At 73.7% G+C, this 16,890-nt stretch carries 18 protein-coding genes; 6 read left to right on the forward strand and 12 right to left on the reverse strand.

Annotated features, from left to right (window positions below):
• Positions 1–89 precede the first annotated feature (89 nt).
• The 11 genes from ACGF3H_RS35075 to ACGF3H_RS35125 form a co-directional block, all read right to left on the reverse strand.
• A complete protein-coding gene (locus ACGF3H_RS35075; protein ID WP_362496002.1) occupies positions 90–1,445 on the reverse strand; it encodes a GTP-binding protein in 1,356 nt (451 codons plus the stop codon).
• Between the two features lie 2 nt (positions 1,446–1,447).
• Positions 1,448–2,395 (reverse strand): sulfate adenylyltransferase subunit CysD, encoded by a 948-nt coding sequence (cysD, locus tag ACGF3H_RS35080; RefSeq protein WP_362495999.1) that lies wholly within the window; start codon positions 2,393–2,395, stop codon positions 1,448–1,450.
• Entirely contained in the window at positions 2,392–2,961 is a 570-nt protein-coding gene (gene cysC, locus ACGF3H_RS35085; protein WP_362495997.1) for an adenylyl-sulfate kinase, read from the reverse strand. Before cysC ends, cysD begins: the two co-directional genes overlap by 4 nt.
• Position 2,962: 1 nt before the next feature.
• Entirely contained in the window at positions 2,963–3,673 is a 711-nt protein-coding gene (locus tag ACGF3H_RS35090; RefSeq protein ID WP_362495995.1) for a phosphoadenylyl-sulfate reductase, read from the reverse strand.
• A complete protein-coding gene (locus ACGF3H_RS35095; RefSeq protein WP_362495993.1) occupies positions 3,670–3,849 on the reverse strand; it encodes a hypothetical protein in 180 nt (59 codons plus the stop codon). The genes ACGF3H_RS35090 and ACGF3H_RS35095 overlap by 4 nt, the downstream gene beginning before the upstream one ends.
• The gene (sirA, locus tag ACGF3H_RS35100; protein WP_362495990.1) at positions 3,846–5,543 is read right to left on the reverse strand and encodes a sulfite reductase SirA; all 1,698 of its coding nucleotides are present in this window, start codon (positions 5,541–5,543) and stop codon (positions 3,846–3,848) included. Before sirA ends, ACGF3H_RS35095 begins: the two co-directional genes overlap by 4 nt.
• Positions 5,544–5,668: 125 nt before the next feature.
• Complete coding sequence (locus ACGF3H_RS35105) at positions 5,669–5,752, reverse strand: putative leader peptide (protein WP_362496051.1); 84 nt, start codon at positions 5,750–5,752, stop codon at positions 5,669–5,671.
• 127 nt (positions 5,753–5,879) lie between these two features.
• Entirely contained in the window at positions 5,880–6,452 is a 573-nt protein-coding gene (locus tag ACGF3H_RS35110) for a GNAT family N-acetyltransferase (RefSeq protein WP_362495987.1), read from the reverse strand.
• A 96-nt stretch (positions 6,453–6,548) separates the two neighbouring features.
• Complete coding sequence (locus tag ACGF3H_RS35115) at positions 6,549–7,847, reverse strand: hypothetical protein (RefSeq protein WP_362495985.1); 1,299 nt, start codon at positions 7,845–7,847, stop codon at positions 6,549–6,551.
• Positions 7,848–8,020: 173 nt separating this feature from the next.
• Positions 8,021–9,340, reverse strand: coding sequence for a GAF domain-containing protein (locus ACGF3H_RS35120; protein WP_362495983.1), 1,320 nt, complete (start codon positions 9,338–9,340; stop codon positions 8,021–8,023).
• A gap of 323 nt (positions 9,341–9,663) precedes the next feature.
• Positions 9,664–11,298, reverse strand: a complete 1,635-nt coding sequence (locus ACGF3H_RS35125; protein ID WP_362495981.1) for an acyl-CoA dehydrogenase family protein — start codon at positions 11,296–11,298, stop codon at positions 9,664–9,666.
• 100 nt (positions 11,299–11,398) lie between these two features.
• Here ACGF3H_RS35125 and ACGF3H_RS35130 point away from each other — a divergent pair, with 100 nt between their 5' ends.
• Both ACGF3H_RS35130 and ACGF3H_RS35135 read left to right on the forward strand, forming a co-directional pair.
• Positions 11,399–12,532, forward strand: a complete 1,134-nt coding sequence (locus ACGF3H_RS35130; RefSeq protein WP_362495978.1) for a YihY/virulence factor BrkB family protein — start codon at positions 11,399–11,401, stop codon at positions 12,530–12,532.
• A gap of 250 nt (positions 12,533–12,782) precedes the next feature.
• Entirely contained in the window at positions 12,783–13,472 is a 690-nt protein-coding gene (locus tag ACGF3H_RS35135) for a helix-turn-helix transcriptional regulator (RefSeq protein ID WP_362495976.1), read from the forward strand.
• On the opposite strand, the gene ACGF3H_RS35140 is transcribed toward ACGF3H_RS35135, so the two are convergent.
• Positions 13,452–13,856: a VOC family protein gene (locus ACGF3H_RS35140; protein ID WP_362495973.1), complete on the reverse strand. Its 405-nt coding sequence runs from the start codon at positions 13,854–13,856 to the stop codon at positions 13,452–13,454. The two genes, ACGF3H_RS35135 and ACGF3H_RS35140, sit on opposite strands and share 21 nt — an antisense overlap.
• 129 nt (positions 13,857–13,985) lie before the next feature.
• Here ACGF3H_RS35140 and ACGF3H_RS35145 point away from each other — a divergent pair, with 129 nt between their 5' ends.
• The 4 genes from ACGF3H_RS35145 to ACGF3H_RS35160 all read left to right on the forward strand — a co-directional run bounded on the left by ACGF3H_RS35145 (position 13,986) and on the right by ACGF3H_RS35160 (position 16,712).
• Positions 13,986–14,312 (forward strand): hypothetical protein, encoded by a 327-nt coding sequence (locus tag ACGF3H_RS35145; protein WP_362495971.1) that lies wholly within the window; start codon positions 13,986–13,988, stop codon positions 14,310–14,312.
• Between the two features lie 85 nt (positions 14,313–14,397).
• Positions 14,398–15,048, forward strand: a complete 651-nt coding sequence (locus tag ACGF3H_RS35150; RefSeq protein ID WP_362495968.1) for a hypothetical protein — start codon at positions 14,398–14,400, stop codon at positions 15,046–15,048.
• A 108-nt stretch (positions 15,049–15,156) separates the two neighbouring features.
• Positions 15,157–15,576, forward strand: coding sequence for a YciI family protein (locus tag ACGF3H_RS35155; protein WP_362495966.1), 420 nt, complete (start codon positions 15,157–15,159; stop codon positions 15,574–15,576).
• A complete protein-coding gene (locus ACGF3H_RS35160) occupies positions 15,561–16,712 on the forward strand; it encodes a DUF6596 domain-containing protein (protein ID WP_362495964.1) in 1,152 nt (383 codons plus the stop codon). Before ACGF3H_RS35155 ends, ACGF3H_RS35160 begins: the two co-directional genes overlap by 16 nt.
• Positions 16,713–16,890: the final 178 nt, after the last annotated feature.

Below are 16,890 nucleotides of genomic sequence, written 5' to 3' on the forward strand. Positions count from 1 at the left end.
CACTCCGCCCTGCCCGCTGCCGAGAGCACCGCTGCCGACGCGGCCGCCCTCCTTCGCGAACGTGGACCAGAAGTCGGGGGAGTTCATGATCAGAAGTCCCAACCGTCCTCGTCGCCGGCGTCGTTGACCGGCTCCGGGGCGGCGAAGGACTCGCCGACCATCCCGGCGGTGAGGGTGGTGCCGTCGCTCGGGTCGATGAGGATGAACGAACCCGTGCGGCGGGAGTCCGCGTAGGAGTCGGCGGGCAGCGGTTCGGCGGTACGGATCTTCACCCGGCCGATGTCGTTGGCGACGAGCTGCCCGGGGTGCGGGTGCAGGGACAGGTCGTCCAGCGTGAGGCGAGCCGGGATGTCCTTGACGATCGCCTTGACGGTGCGGGTCCCGTGCTTGATCAGCACGCGGTGGCCCACGGTCAGCGGCGCGTCGGCGACGTGGCAGACGGTGGCCTCGACGTCCTGGCTGGTGGCCGGGGCGTCCTTGCTGGGCACGATCAGGTCGCCGCGGGAGACGTCGATGTCGTCCTCCAGCAGCAGCGTCACCGACTGCGGCGTCCAGGCCGCGTCGACCGGCTCGCCCAGCAGGTCGATGCCGGCCACCTTCGAGGTGCGGCCCGACGGCAGCACGGTGACCGGGTCGCCGATGCGGAACGTGCCGGCGGCGATCTGGCCCGCGTAACCCCGGTAGTCGGGGTGCTCGGCGGTCTGCGGACGGATCACGTACTGCACGGGCAGCCGGGCGTGGCAGTGCGCCAGGTCGTGGCTGACCGGGACGGTCTCCAGGTGCTCCAGGACGGTCGGGCCGCCGTACCAGTCCATGACCGCCGACGGCTCCACCACGTTGTCGCCCGCGAGCGCCGAGATCGGGATCGCGGTGACCTCGGGGACGCCCAGCTCGGTCGCGTACGCCGTGAACTCCTCGGCGATGGCGGCGAACACGGACTCCCGGTACTCGACCAGGTCCATCTTGTTGACGGCGAGCACGACGTGCGGCACCCGCAGCAGCGCGGCGATGGCGGCGTGCCGGCGGGTCTGCTCGACGACGCCGTTGCGGGCGTCGACCAGGATCACCGTCAGCTCGGCCGTGGAGGCGCCGGTGACCATGTTCCGGGTGTACTGCACGTGCCCGGGGGTGTCGGCCAGGATGAACCGGCGCCGGGGCGTGGCGAAGTAGCGGTAGGCCACGTCGATGGTGATGCCCTGCTCGCGCTCGGCCCGCAGGCCGTCGGTGAGCAGCGCGAGGTCCGGGGCCTCCTGGCCGCGGCTCGCCGAGGCGCGCTCCACGGCCTCCAGCTGGTCCACGAGGACCGACTTGGAGTCGTGCAGCAGGCGCCCGACCAGGGTGGACTTGCCGTCGTCGACGGACCCCGCGGTGGCGAACCGCAGCAGGGTGGTCTCCGACAGCTGCTCGACCGACAGCGGCTCGGTGGGCTCGGTGGTGCTGGTCATGTCTAGAAGTACCCCTCGCGCTTGCGGTCTTCCATCGCGGCCTCGGAGAGCTTGTCGTCGGCACGCGTCGCGCCGCGCTCGGTGAGCCGGGAGGCGGCGATCTCGGCGATCACCTTCTCGATGGTGTCGGCGTCGGAGTCGACCGCGCCGGTGCAGGACATGTCGCCGACGGTGCGGTAGCGGACCCGCCGCTTGACCACCGTCTCGTCGTCCTTCGGGCCGCCCCACTCGCCCGCGGTCAGCCACATGCCGGCGCGCGCGAAGACCTCGCGCTCGTGGGCGTAGTAGATCTCGGGCAGTTCGATGCCCTCGCGGGCGATGTACTGCCACACGTCCAGCTCGGTCCAGTTGGACAGCGGGAAGACGCGGACGTGCTCGCCGGGGGCGTGCCGGCCGTTGTACAGGTTCCACAGCTCGGGGCGCTGGCGGCGCGGGTCCCACTGGGAGAACTCGTCGCGCAGCGAGAACACCCGCTCCTTGGCGCGGGCCTTCTCCTCGTCGCGGCGCCCGCCGCCGAAGACGGCGTCGAACTTCTCCGCCTGGATCTTCTCGGTCAGCGGCAGCGTCTGCAGCGGGTTGCGCGTGCCGTCCGGGCGCTCCTTGAGCACCCCGCGGTCGATGTAGTCCTGCACGGAGGCGACGTGCAGGCGCAGCCCGTGCTTCTCCACCGTGCGGTCGCGGTAGTCCAGGACCTCGGGGAAGTTGTGCCCGGTGTCGACGTGCAGCAGGGAGAACGGCACGGCCGCGGGGGCGAACGCCTTCAGCGCCAGGTGCAGCATGAGGATGGAGTCCTTGCCGCCGGAGAACAGGATCACCGGCCGCTCGAACTCGCCCGCCACCTCGCGGAAGATGTGCACCGCCTCGGACTCGAGGGCGTCGAGGTGGGAGAGGGCGTACGGGCTGCTCGTGGAGCCCTCGCCCTCCTCGACCGTGGCCACGGTCGTCGTCATGCCAGTCCCCTTTCGCTGAGCAGGGCGTACACCGCCGCGGCGGACTCCTGGACGGTCTGGTCCTGCGACTCGATGCGCAGGTCGGGCGTGACGGGTTCCTCGTACGGGTCGTCGACCCCGGTGAGCCCCGTCAGCTCGCCCGCGGCCTGCTTGGCGTACAGGCCCTTCACGTCGCGTACGGAGCACACCTCGACCGGGGTGGCCACGTGCACCTCCACGTACGCCGTGCCGTGCGTCTCGTGACGCTTGCGCACCGCGTCCCGGCTGTCCGCGTACGGCGCGATCACCGGGACCAGCGCGGTGACGCCGTTGCGGGCGAGCAGTTCGGCGACGAAGCCGATGCGCTGCACGTTGGTGTGCCGGTCCTCGCGGCTGAAACCGAGGCCCGCCGAGAGGAACTCGCGGATCTCGTCGCCGTCGAGCACCTCGACGCGGTGGCCCTCCTCGCGCAGTCGGCCGGCCAGCTCGTGCGCGATGGTGGTCTTGCCGGCGCTCGGCAGACCCGTGAGCCAGACGGTGGCTCCGGTCGTCACGTGGTTCTCCTGAATCTCGGTGGTCGTCGTCATGTCAGCCGTGCAGTCCGCACTCGGTCTTGGAACGGCCCGCCCAGCGGCCGGCACGTGCGTCCTCGCCCTCCAGCACACGGCGGGTGCAGGGCGCACAGCCCACGGAGGCATAGCCGTCCATGAGCAGCGGGTTGGTGAGGACCCCGTGCTCGGCGACGTACGTTTGCACATCTTCCTGTGACCACCGTGCGATGGGGGAGATCTTCACCTTCCCGCGCTTCTCGTCCCAGCCGACCACGGGGGTGTTCGCGCGGGTCTCGGACTCGTCGCGGCGCAGGCCGGTCGCCCAGGCCTGGTAGCCCTTGAGGCCCTCCTCCAGCGGCTTCACCTTGCGCAGCGCGCAGCACAGGTCGGGGTCGCGGTCGTGCAGCCTGGGGCCGTACTCGGCGTCCTGCTCGGCGACCGTCTGCCGCGGGGTGAGCGTGATGACGTTCGCGTCCATCACGGCCTCCACCGCGTCCCGGGTGCCGATGGTCTCCGGGAAGTGGTAGCCGGTGTCGAGGAACACCACGTCCACGCCGGGCAGGGCGCGGGAGGCGAGGTGGGCGACGACCGCGTCCTCCATGGAGGAGGTCACGCAGAAGCGGTCGCCGAAGGTCTCCGCGGCCCACCGGAGGATCTCCAGGGCCGAGGCGTCCTCCAGCTCCCGGCCCGCGCGCTCGGCCAGCGCCTTCAGCTCGTCGGTAGTCCGCTCTTCCTGAGTGGCCGTCATATCGCTTCCCCTCCCGTGGAGTTGGGCTGAAGACCCCGGGCGATCAGCCCGAGGAACTTCAACTGGAATGCGCGGTTGCACCCCGCGCATTCCCAGGCGCCGTGACCCTCTTCGCTCGGGCGCAGGTCTTCGTCGCCGCAGTAGGGGCAGTAGAAGGGCGCGGCGCGTTCGCTCACGACAGCGCCTCCTCCGAGGCACGGGCCGCCCAGGTGGCGAAGCGCTCGCCGTCCTCCCGCTCGGCCTGGTAGCGCTTCAGCACGCGCTCCACGTAGTCCGGCAGCTCGGTCGCCGTCACCTTCAGGCCGCGCACCTTGCGGCCGAAGCCGGCCTCCAGGCCGAGCGCCCCGCCGAGGTGCACCTGGTAGCCCTCGACCTGCTCGCCCCGGTCGTTCAGGACCAGCTGGCCCTTGAGGCCGATGTCCGCCGTCTGGATGCGGGCGCAGGCGTTCGGGCAGCCGTTGAGGTTGATGCTGATGGGCTCGTCGAACTCCGGGAGGCGGCGCTCCAGTTCGTCGATGAGCGAGGCGCCGCGCGCCTTGGTCTCGACGATGGCGAGCTTGCAGAACTCGATGCCGGTGCACGCCATGGTGCCCCGCCGGAACGAGGAGGGCCTGGCGCTGAGGTCCAGTGTCTCCAGGGACTCGACCAGGGAGTCGACCTGTCCCTCCTCGACGTCGAGGATGATCATCTTCTGTTCGACGGTGGTGCGCACCCGGCCCGAGCCGTGCGCCTCCGCGAGGTCGGCGACCTTCGTCAGGGTGGTGCCGTCGACGCGGCCGACGCGCGGGGCGAAGCCGACGTAGAAGCGGCCGTCCTTCTGCCGGTGCACGCCGACGTGGTCGCGCCAGCGGCTCGCCGGCTCGGCGGGCGCCGGCCCGTCGGTCAGCTTGCGCTGCAGGTACTCCTCCTCCAGCACCTGGCGGAACTTCTCCGCGCCCCAGTCGGCGACCAGGAACTTCAGGCGGGCGCGGTTGCGCAGGCGCCGGTAGCCGTAGTCGCGGAAGATCGAGATGACGCCCTCGTAGACGTCCGGCACGTCCTCGACCGGCACCCAGGCGCCCAGGCGCACACCGAGCTTCGGGTTGGTGGACAGGCCGCCGCCGACCCACAGGTCGAAGCCCGGCCCGTGCTCGGGGTGGTTCACGCCGACGAACGCGACGTCGTTGATCTCGTGCACGACGTCCTGCACCGGCGAGCCGGAGATCGCGGTCTTGAACTTGCGCGGCAGGTTCGAGTACGCCGGGTTGTTCAGGACCCGGCGCTTCATCTCCTCCAGCGCGGGCGTGCCGTCGATGATCTCGTCCTCGGCGATGCCCGCGACCGGGGAGCCGATCATCACGCGGGGCGTGTCGCCGCAGGCGGTGACGGTGGACAGGCCGACGCCCTCCAGGCGGTTCCAGATCTCGGGCACGTCCTCGATCCGGATCCAGTGGTACTGGACGTTCTGCCGGTCGGTGATGTCGGCCGTGCCGCGCGCGAACTCCTGGGAGATCTCACCGATGACGCGCAGCTGCGCGGTGGTCAGCGCGCCGCCGTCGATGCGGACACGCAGCATGAAGTAGCTGTCGTCGAGCTCCTCCGGCTCCAGGATCGCGGTCTTGCCGCCGTCGATGCCCTGTCGGCGCTGGGTGTACAGACCCCACCAGCGCATGCGTCCACGCAGGTCGCCGGGGTCGATGGAGTCGAACCCCCGCTTGGAGTAGATCGTCTCAATGCGTGTCCGTACGTTGAGACCGTCGTCGTCCTTCTTGGTCTGCTCGTTGCCGTTGAGCGGGGTGAAATGACCCATAGCCCACTGACCCTCGCCACGGTGACGGCTCACCTTGCGGCGGGGAGTCGTGGCGGCAGGCTTCGGCGGGGTGGCGGCCATGGTTGACACGTCCTTCGACAGGCGGAATGCGGCTCTGACCTGCGCGCGCGGCGCATGGGCATACGTGCGCGTCGTTGCGCGGGAGGAGGCGAATGCGAGAAATCCGGGTGGTGCTGGAGGGGCTCTCAGCGCATCTGACAGATGGCGCTGGACATGCGGCCGAGGTCGACGTGCCGCCGACTCACCAAGGCAATTCCAGTTCCGGACATGACGGAAGCGTGGCACGGCGATCTGGACACAGTCCAGCTTCGTCCAAAATGCGGACGCCCCTGTCCCGTAGAGCGAGACAGGGGTGTCGTGGGTCACACAGGCCGAAAACGGACGCTTCGGAGCAGGTCAGGACGGGAAGGCCCCGGGCCAGGGACCCGGAGTCCGCACCTCCGCTTCTTCCTCCACCGTGGTGTCGAAGAGCCGGAAACCGCGGCGCTGGTAATTGTCCATCGCGAACTCGCCGTCCTTGCTGCACGTGTGCAGCCACACCCGCTTGGTCGCGGCCAGCCCCGGCCAGCGGTCCGCCAGGTCCCAGGCGCGGGCGGTCCCGTACGACAGCAGGTGCCCCCCGATGCGCCGGCCGCGGAAGGCCGGGATCAGGCCGAAATACTCGATCTCCACGACGCCGTCGTCCCCGGACGTCAGCTCCACGTACCCGGCGGGTGTGCCCCGGTCGTAGGCCACCCAGGTCTCCACGCCGGGGCGCTCGAGGTGCTCCCGCCACCGCGCGTAGGTCCAGCCCAGCCGGTCCGTCCAGCGGATGTCGCCGCCGACCGAGGCGTACAGGAAGCGGCTGAACTCGGGCGAGGGCACCTCGGAGCGGACGATCCGCACGTCCCCCTCCGGGGTGGCGGCCGGCAGCAGATCGGTCGGCGCGGTCTGCTCCAGGGACCAGGTGGTCACGGCGATGTTGGTCATGCCGGTCAGGGAACCATCCGGTCGCGAGATCTGTCGATCCCGGTTCCGCGCCCGAGCGGCCCTGGCCGGGCCCCCTCCGCCGCGGACCCGCCGGCGTCAGCCGAGCGCCTCGTCCACCGAGGTCAGCGGCACCGCGAAGAGCATGCCGCCCGACTGGGACCAGACCTCACCGGTCCCCGCCCAGTACGACAGGGGGCCCGGCGGCCCGCTCCAGCACTGGCGCGACCCGTCGGCACCGCACTCCGTGGCCCGCGCTCCCTCCGCGTCCTGCCGCCACAGCGTCCCGTGCCCCCGCTGCTCGCCGGCCGGCCGGTCCAGGTACCAGTCGGACCGCGCGGCGCCGGCCGGGCGGTGCGCCAGCACGCCACGGACCTCGGCCGCGCCGGTCTCGTACGCCTCCCGCGCGTCCACGTGCCCGGCGGAGTCGGTGGCCGCCGGCCCGGTGTGCGCCGGGCCCGCGTCGAGCGCGTAGCGCCACAGCCGGGTGGGCCGGTCGGCGCCGGCGGGGACGTACTCGCTCGCCACCAGGCCGGCGGGGACCGTACCCCGGTCCAGGGAGAGCGCGGCGGGCCGCGCGGCGTCCGGCGTGTCGGAGAGGCGGTAGGAGGCGACGGCGGGCATCACGTACCGGTGGCCGTGCGCCGCCCAGCCGCCGGGCACGCGGCCGACCGCGTCGGCGCCGGTGGTGGCGCGCTGGACGCGGTCCACGTCGTACACGTACAGCGCGTTGCGGTCCCCGGCGCCGGCGGTGACCAGCAGCTTGTCCTGATACCAGACCATGCCGGAGACGGGGGAGGCGAGCGCCCGGTAGTCGCGCCCGCCGTCCACCGGGACGGCGAGCAGGGCCGAGGCGTAGCCGGGCCGGCCGGGACCGTCGGCGTTCACGAACGAGACCCGGGCGAGCCCGCCCCCGGCCGTGCCGTCGTCGCGGCTCCAGGCGGACAGGACGACCCGGTGGGAGCCCCAGAGGCCGTCGTCGTCGGCGTCTCCCGAGGTGGTGACCGCCCCCGGCCGCCAGCCCCGCGTGTCCTCGGCGTCCCAGCAGTAGGCGCGCGTGGCCGTGGGGGAGACCGGCAGCGCCTCGCGCTCCCCGGCCGTGCAGTCGGCGGCGTCGCGCAGGGTGTGGTCGGCGGAGCCGAGGACGGCGTCGACGCCCACCGGCTCGCCCATCGCGGCCGAGAGCCGGTCGAGCCAGGGTTCGGGCACCCGGTGCTCCGTCAGCCGCAGCGCGTCGGTCACGGCGAGCGGCTTCAGCGCGCCCGGGTCCCCGGCGACCGTGGCCTGCGAGGCGCTGATCATCGTGGCGGCGCCGGTCAGCGCGAGAGCGGCCCCGGTCAGGGCCGCGCGCAACGCCCTGCCCCGACGGCGCCGGCGGTGTCTGCCGCGCTGCTTCATAGAACCTCCACGGGCCCCGATCCAACTGCGCCCGGCGTTCCGCGTGTTGACCGAGGAGCAGAGGGGCGGTCCGTGGAGGATGCTACGGCAGGCGGAGGGGCCCGCGGAGCCGGACGCTGCAAATATGCGGAAACGAACCACCTTTCGGGGGCCGTCCGGGGGCCGTCCGCCGCTCAGGGCGACGGCGCCCGGGCCGGTGCCGGCGCCCCGGCGGGGGCCTGTGCCCGGCGCTCCGTCACCGCCGGCGCCGTCGAGTCGGGCAGCAGGTCGCGGGGGTCGTCCGGGAGGACCACCTCGACCTCGGCGTCGTCGCGGAAGCGGTACGGCCGGTGTCGCAGATAGGCCCCGAGGTACCGCCTGATCCGGGACATCTCCGCCCGCACCGTCACCGTGCGCGCCGGGTCGCCGAAGACGTCCTCCGCCAGCCCCGCGGCGCTGCGGCCGGTGCGCCGGACGGCCAGCAGATACAGCAACTCGGCGTGCCGCGGGCTCAGTTCCCGCTCCCAGGGCCCAGCACCGTCCAGCACCCGGACCGACCAGCGGCGCCGCTGCGCGAGGTCGAGCACGATCCGGGGGGCGCCGTGCGGCACCGGTTCCGCGGCGACCCGCACCAGCCAGCCCTCCGCCAGCGGCTCGACGACACACGCCCCGAACGCCGGCAGCCACCTCGGACCCGTCGGCGGGGACCCGGGCAGCACCACCCGCTCCACGTACGGCATCCCCGTCACCGCGGCCGTCCAGCCGTCCCGGTCCACCACCAGCGCGCGCCCGTCGATCCGGGCCAGCACCGGCGCCGCCACCGCGCGCAGCCGCTCCAGCGACCGCATGTGCCGTTCGCGCAGCCGGGCCTCGGCGAGCTTGGCCACCGAGTCGACCCAGGCGAGCGTGGCCGGATGCATCGTCTCCAGCGGCCCGCTCACGTCGACCACGCCGAGCAGCCGGCCGCTGCGCGGGTCGGTGACGGGCGCCCCTGCGCAGGTCCAGGTCGCCTGGGACCGCACGAAGTGCTCGGAGGCGAAGACCTGCACCGGCCGCCCGGTGACCGCCGGCGTGCCGACGCCGTTGGTGCCGACGACGTCCTCCCGCCAGTCCGCGCCGAGTTCGAAGCCGAGCCCGTCGGCCTTCCGCAGCACCGGCGTGCTCCCCTCCCGCCACAGCACGCGGCCCTCGTCGTCGGCGACCACCATGATGTGGTGGGCGACGTCCGCGACCGACAGCAGCCCCTCCCGCAGCACCGGCAGCACGTGCCGCAGCGGCGAGGCCTCCCGGCGCCGCTGCACCTCCTCCCGGGGCAGCAGCCCCGACCGGAAGTCGTGGTCCGGGTCGACGCCGCTGCGCAGCATCCGCGCCCAGGACTGCTCGATCACCGGACGCGGCGCCGCCGGAGCGCGCCCGCCCGAGAGCCTGGCGGAGCGGACCTCGCTGAGCATCCGCGCCGCACGCGCCGTGTCGACGGCGGCGAACTGCGGCACGTCCATCGGCGAGAGCGCCACTGGTCCTCGTCCTTCCGGAAGCAGGGGCCGGGACGGACGCCCGAGCGGCCGGCCGGCGGCGAGCCCGTGATCGTCCCGGATGTTCGTCTCATACTGACCGCTTTCCCACGGCGGACGGGCACAGTCCGCACACAGTCGACAGCAAGTTGCAACCCCTTGCAACCCTGGTGGACGGCCGCGCCGGTGGCCGAAACTTGAGCCACGTCGTCCCGAGCGGCGTACGCGGCCTGAACAGGCCGGTGTGGCGGGGGTGGTGCCGTGTCGGCGCAGCACCACCCCCGTGCCGCCCGCGTCCGCGCGGCGGCGGCACCGCCCGGACCGGATCAGGCCACCGGACGGGCCCGCTCCACGACCGACGCCAGATCCAGGGTCGGCGGCAGCGTGCCGAAGGCCGCGCCCCCGTCGCCGCCCAGCCGCGAGGCGCAGAACGCGTCGGCGACCTCCGGCGGCGCGAACCGCACCAGCAGCGACCCCTGGAGCACCAGCGCCAGCCGCTCCACCAGCCGCCGTGCCCGCCCCTCGGCGGCCTCCAGATCGGCCAGCTCCGTCAGCAGGCCCCGGACCGCCGCGTCCAGGCGGTGATCGGCGCCCCGCGCGAGGCCCACCTCCGTCAGATACGCGTCCAGGGCCAGCGGCTCCCGCCCGAGCGCCCGCAGCACGTCCAGCGCCTGGACGTTTCCGGCGCCCTCCCAGATCGAGTTCAGCGGCGACTCGCGCACCAGCCGCGGCAGCCCGGACTCCTCGACGTACCCGTTGCCGCCCAGGCACTCGGCGGCCTCCACCGCCACCGGCGCACAGCGCTTGGTCACCCAGTACTTCGCCGCCGGCACCGCCAGCCTGAGCAGCGCCCGCTCCCGCTCGCCCCCGTCGTCGTACGCCGCCGCCAGTCGCAGCGCGAGCGTGGTGGCCGCCTCCGACTCGATCGCGAGGTCCGCCAGGACGTTGCGCATCAGCGGCTTGTCGATCAGCTTCCCGCCGAACGCCTCCCGGTGGGCCGCGTGGTGCACCGCCTGCGCGACGGCCTGCCGCATCAGCCCCGCCGAGCCCAGTACGCAGTCCAGGCGGGTCGCCGCCACCATGCCGATGATGGTGCGCACCCCGCGCCCCTCCTCGCCCACCCGGCGCGCCCAGGTCCCCGCGAACTCGACCTCGGCGGAGGCGTTGGACCGGTTGCCCAGCTTGTCCTTCAGCCGCTGGATCAGGAACACGTTGCGGGTGCCGTCCGCCAGCACGCGGGGCACCAGGAAGCAGGTCAGTCCGCCCGGGGCCTGCGCCAGCACCAGGAAGCCGTCGGACATGGGCGCCGAGCAGAACCACTTGTGCCCGGTCAGCTCGTACGTCCCGTCCTCGGCCAGCGGCCGCGCCGAGGTCGTGCCCGCGCGGACGTCGCTGCCGCCCTGCTTCTCCGTCATGCCCATCCCGAACAGCACGCCGGCCTTGAGGTGCGCCGGCCGCAGCTCACGGTCGTACACCTGCGCGGTCAGCCGCGGCTCCCACTCGGCGGCGAGGCCGGGGTCGGTCCGCAGGGCGGGCACCGCCGCGTGGGTCATGGACAGCGGACAGCCGTTGCCCGCCTCGGCCTGCGTCCACAGCAGGAAGCCGGCGGCCCGCCGCACATGCCCGCCCGGCCGGGTCCAGGCCGCGGTGAGGCCGGCCGAGACGCCCTTGCCCAGCAGCCGGTGCCAGGCCGGGTGGAAGTCGACCTCGTCGACGCGGTGGCCGTAGCGGTCGTGCGTGCGCAGGACCGGCGGGTTCTCGTTGGCCTGCGCGCCCCACTCCAGCACCTGGGCGGAGCCGCAGCTGCGCCCGAGACCCGACAGCTCGGCCAGCGCCTCCTCGCGCAGTTCCGGTGCCAGGTGCCGTTCGACCGCCGCCACGAGGGCCCGGTCGGTGGTGAAGACGTCGTAGCCGGCCAGCGGCGGGGGCTGGTTCGTCACGGTGTGGGTGCTGCCTGCCATGACGGCGAACCTACCGCGCCCGGCGCCGGGGCGGGCCGGCGTCGGCCTCCACGGCAGTCCGCGGATGAGTGCGGGGGCCCGCGGCGGATACCTTTAGGTCGTGCAGCCAGCAAGTGAATCTTCCGAACGGCCCTCGGGCCGGCTCCACCGTGCCCGGGTCCTCTACCGGAACGTCTCCAAACGCAGGACCGCCTGGCTGCTGCTCAAGGACACGGTCAACTCGTGCATGGAGTACCGCATCCTCGGCCTGGCCGCCGAGGCCGCGTTCTTCACCCTGCTGTCCGTGCCGCCGCTGCTGCTGAGCCTTCTCGGGCTGCTCGGCTACGTCGACTCCTGGATCGGCGCCGACACCACCGAGAGCCTGCGCGCCAACATCCTGGACGCCTCGCGCGCGGTGCTCTCCGAGAAGGGCGTCAAGCAGATCACCGAGCCGATCCTGGACGACGTGATGAAGGGCGGCCGGCCCGACGTCATCTCCATCGGTTTCCTGTTCGCCCTGTGGTCCGGCTCCCGCGCGGTCAACGTCTTCATCGACACCATCACCGTGATGTACGGCCTGGACGGTGTCCGGGGGATCGTCAAGACCCGTCTGATGGCGTTCCTGCTGTTCATCGTGGCCCTGCTGATCGGATCGATCGCGCTGCCGCTGATGGTGGCGGGACCGGACGCCGTGGTGCGGGTCGTGCCCTGGTCGACGACCGTCGTGCAGGTCCTGTACTGGCCGGTCGTGATCATCCTGTCCGTGGCCTTCCTGACCACGCTGTACCACGTGTCGGTGCCCGTGCGCTCCCCGTGGATCGAGGACGTGCCCGGCGCGCTGGTCGCCCTCGCCATGTGGGTGCTGGGCAGCTTCCTGCTGCGCATCTACCTCACCAGTACCGTCGAGGGCCCGACCATCTACGGCTCGCTCGCCGCGCCCGTGGCCGTGCTGCTGTGGATCGGTGTGTCCGCGTTCGCCGTGCTCGTCGGGGCCGCGGTCAACGCGGCCATCGACCGGGTCTGGCCGGCCGCCGCCACCGCCGCGGCCCGCGAGGCCAACGAGCGGCTGCGGCAGGCGCAGGTCGCCGAGTACGTGGCCCGGGCAGCCGCGAGCGGCGAGGCGGACCCCGACATGCCGTCCGAGTTCCCGGAGCGCTGGTCCCGGTTCCTGCCTCCCGAGGACGTCACGGCCCGCCTGCGCAGCCATCCGAAGCACACGCATCACCGGGACCAGGACAAACCGGAGGCCTCCTGACCCGGGCCGCCCCGGGCATCGCCCGCGGGCGGCTCGCCGCCGTGGGCGTGCGTCCACGGCGTGCCGTCCGGCGGCGGGGAGGCACCCCGGGCTGTCCCGTCGGCCGGCCGCGCGACACCTGCGGCGCCCGCGGGCGCGAGCGTGCCCCGGGCCGGCCGCGGCACCGCGCTCGCCCTGTCCACCGCCTGCGGGCGGGAGGACCGCGTCGGTCCGCGTGAATGCCGGAACCCGGCGGCGTAGCCTGGCCGGCGTGTACGCGGAACGTGCCTCCCGGCTGCCCGGCGCGGTGGTGTGGATCAGCACGCCGACCGGGACCGGTCCGGGGCGTGTCCTGCCCGACGGCTGCATGGACCTGCTCTGGCACGACGGCCGGCTGCTGGTCGCGGGCCCCGACACCCGCGCGTACGTCACCGACGGCGTGCCGGGCCGCTGGGCGGGCGTCCGCTTCCGCCCCGGCACCGCCCCGGCCCTCCTCGGCGTCCCCGCGCGAGAACTGCGCGACCGGCGCGTCGACCTGGCCGACCTCTGGCCCGCCGCCGAGGCGCGGCGCCTGACCGCGCGGGTGAACGCGGCCCCCGACCCGGCGCGGGGCCTGGAGGAGGCGGCGCTGTCCCGGGCGGCCGGCACGGAGCCCCCCGACCCGCTGCTGCGCCGGATCGTGGCCGCCCTCGACGCGGGCCGCCCGGTCGCCGCCACCGCCGACGAACTCGGCGTCGGCGCCCGCCGGCTGCACCGCCGCTCGCTGGCCGCCTTCGGCTACGGTCCCAAGACGCTGGCCCGCGTGCTGAGGCTGCAACGCGCCCTCGCCCTGGCCCGGGGCGGCACGTCCCTCGCGGAGACGGCCGTCCGGGCCGGGTACGCGGACCAGGCGCACCTGGCGCGGGACGTGCGGGAGCTGGCGGGCGTGCCCCTGGGGGAGCTACTGGGCGGCCGCGGGTAGCGCGGCGAACAGGTCGACGCCGTTGCCGTCCGGGTCGTGCACGACGGCGTACCGCTGCCCCCAGAAGGCGTCCCAGGGCCCCAGCTCACCGTGGTACCCGGCGCCGGTCAGCTCCTCGTACAGCGCGTCCACCTCCCCCGGCGCGTCGCACAGCAGCGCGAGCGAGGCCCGCCCGGCGCCCGCCGGGGGCTGCCACCCGGTGCGGAAGGAGCGGACGGTCTCCTCGGTGTCGAGCAGCAGCCGGAGTCCGCCCGGCAGTCCGGCCTCGACGTGCGGCTGCTTCTCGGCCCCCTCGGGGAAGGCGAGACCGAGCCGGCGGTAGAAGGTCACGGAGGCGGCCATGTCAGAGACGACCAGGCCGATGGCGTCGAATCGTGCGGTCATGACGCCACCGTAGGCAGGACGCCGGGGGGCCGTCTTGAAGGAATCGGACACCCCGGCCCCCGGACCGGACAGCTCAGAAAGGCCTCAAGTCCCTTGATCGGCACAGCATGCCGCGACCACCCTTGAGCCATGCTCGGACGCGGAAGACATGAATTCGACGTGCTGGTCCTGCGGGACTCGGAGGACATCGCCGCCGGCCTGCGCGAGGCGCTCGCCGAGGCGCCCCCGGAGCAACGGCCCGGGCTGGAGCACGCGCTCGCCCTGGTGGAGCGCGCGGCCGCCGTCCCCGACGCCGCCCTGCGCGCCCGCTGGGTCCACCAGCGCCTCGCCGCCGCCGGGTACGAGGGCCCGGCCGACTCCGTGCGGGCCGTCAAGGTCCTGCGCGAGGCGGCACCCGGCCTCAGCCTGCTGTCGGCCGTCAAGCTGTCCAAGGACGCGGCGGCGCACCGTCCTTGACCCGGACGCCGGGGGGGGAAGGGGGGCGTGCCGCGGCGACCGGACACGCAACCCCTGGGGAACACCTGTGCGGCAGGATGGGCGCATGAATCGTCGCGTGCGCGTCCTGCCGCTGTTGCTGCTGCCCCCGCTGCTGCTCACCGCCTGCGGCACGCAGAGGGCGGCCGACGACCCGGTCGCCGCCGCGGCGTCCGCCGAGACCGCCTCCGCCCCGTCCGCGGAGCTCGAGAACCGGGCGCAGGCGCTCGGCATCGCACCCGAGCTGGTCTACGTCACCGGATCCCCCGGTCTCACCCTGGCCCAGCAGTCCGTCGGCGTGCTCGGCGACGACGGCTTCTCCGCCACCTACCTGACCGGCTCGGGGGCCCTGGTCCGCCTCTCCGTCGATCGGGGCTCGATGACCGAGAACACCTGCCCGGGCCTGCCGGTCGGCGACAGCACCGGCGGACGGGCCACGTGCGAGCGCGACGCGGACGCCTGGTACCGCACCGGCGGCGGACAGCACGAGTACGCCCTGCCGGAGAACGGGCACGTGGTCCGGCTGTCCGCCGACGCGGAGGCCGTACCGCGCGAGGTCCTGCGCGAGGCCGCCGAGTCCGTCCACCGGCCGGACGCCGCCGAGGCCGCGGACACCCTGCCCTCGCCCCGGCCCGCCGCCACCGCCCCCGTGGAACGCGGAGACCTGCCGCCGGTGGGCGACGGGGCACCCGACAACAGCGTGGGGCTGGGCGGCTGAACCGGAGCCGGAAAAAAATTCCGGCGGTGATGTCGAGAACCCGCGTCCGGCTCCGTCCCCGGGGTGCACGCGGCCACAATGGGCCGCACAGCACCGAGGAGAGTCACCATGGCCAAGTACCTGCTGCTCAAGCACTACCGAGGCGCCCCGTCTCCCGTCAACGACGTCCCCATGGACCGGTGGACGCCCCAGGAGATCTCCGACCACATCCAGTACATGAACGACTTCGCGGCCCGGCTCGAGAAGACCGGCGAGTTCGTCGACGGGCAGGCCCTCGCCCCCGAGGGAACATGGGTCCGCTACGACGGCGAGGGGCGCCCCCCGGTCACCGACGGCCCGTTCGCCGAGACCAAGGACCTCATCGCCGGGTGGATGGTGATCGACGTCGACAGCCACGAGCGCGCCGTCGAGCTGGCCGGGGAACTGTCGGCAGCCCCCGGCGCCGGTGGCAGGCCGATCCACGAGTGGCTCGAACTGCGCCCCTTCCTGGTGGCGCCGCCCACCGTCCCGGAATGCCCCCACGGGTGAACGAGGCCCTGCTCCGGAGCCTCACGCCGAGCGTCCTCGGCATCCTCGTCCGCCGCGGAGCCGACTTCGCGGCGGCCGAGGACGCCGTGCAGGACGCGCTGCTCGAGGCGGTCCGCGTCTGGCCGGCCGACCCACCGAGGGACGCGAAGGGCTGGCTGGTCACCGTGGCCTGGCGCCGGTTCCTCGACGCGACCCGTTCGGACGCGGCCCGCCGCCGGCGCGAGGACCTGCTCGACGAGGAGCCGGCTCCGGGCCCCGCGCCCGCGGTGGACGACACGCTCCAGCTCTACTTCCTGTGCGCCCATCCGTCGCTGACGCCGGCGTCCGCGGTCGCGCTCACCCTGCGCGCCGTGGGCGGGCTGACCACCCGCCAGATCGCCCGGGCCTACCTGGTGCCCGAGGCGACCATGGCGCAGCGCATCAGCCGGGCCAAGCGCACCGTCTCCGGGGTGCGGTTCGACCGGCCCGGCGACGTCGCCACCGTGCTGCGCGTCCTCTACCTGGTCTTCAACGAGGGCTACTCCGGCGACGTGGACCTCGCCGCCGAGGCCATCCGGCTCACCCGGCAGCTCGCCGCCTCGATCGACCACCCCGAGGTGGCGGGACTGCTCGCCCTCATGCTGCTCCACCACGCCCGGCGCGCCACCCGGACCGCGCCCGACGGCAGCCTGGTGCCGCTGGCGGAGCAGGACCGGTCCCGGTGGGACACCGCGGCCATCGCCGAGGGTGTCGGGATCCTCCAGGCGGCCCTCGCCCGCGACCGCCTCGGCGAGTTCCAGGCGCAGGCCGCCGTCGCGGCGCTCCACGCCGACGCGCCCACCGCCGAGGAGACCGACTGGGTGCAGATCGTCGAGTGGTACGACGAGCTCGTGCGGCTGACGGACAGCCCGGTCGTCCGGCTCAACCGCGCCGTGGCCGTCGGTGAGGCCGACGGGCCGCGCGCCGGCCTGGCGGCGCTCGCCGAGCTCGACGGCTCGCTGCCCCGCCACACCGCGGCGGCCGCGTACCTCCACGAGCGCGACGGCGACCCGGTGACGGCCGCCCGCCTGTACGCCGAGGCGGCCCGTCACGCCCCCAGCGTCGCCGAGCGCGACTACCTGATCCGCCAGGCCGCCCGGATCAACACCGGCCGGTGACGTCAGGAAGCCCTCCGGTCACACACAGTGATGCCCGGGGCCCTCGGCGGGCAAGGGCGTCCCCGTGACGGGATCATGGAAGCAGGGCCGGAATACGTCCGGACGGTACGACGCTCCCATGTGAGCGGTGCGCAGTGCGGCGTTACGACGGTGCGGGGGCGCGGCGGAGGACTGGTGA

Origin of the sequence: Streptomyces sp. NPDC048185 (genome assembly GCF_043202495.1) — a bacterium.
Lineage (GTDB): Bacteria > Actinomycetota > Actinomycetes > Streptomycetales > Streptomycetaceae > Streptomyces.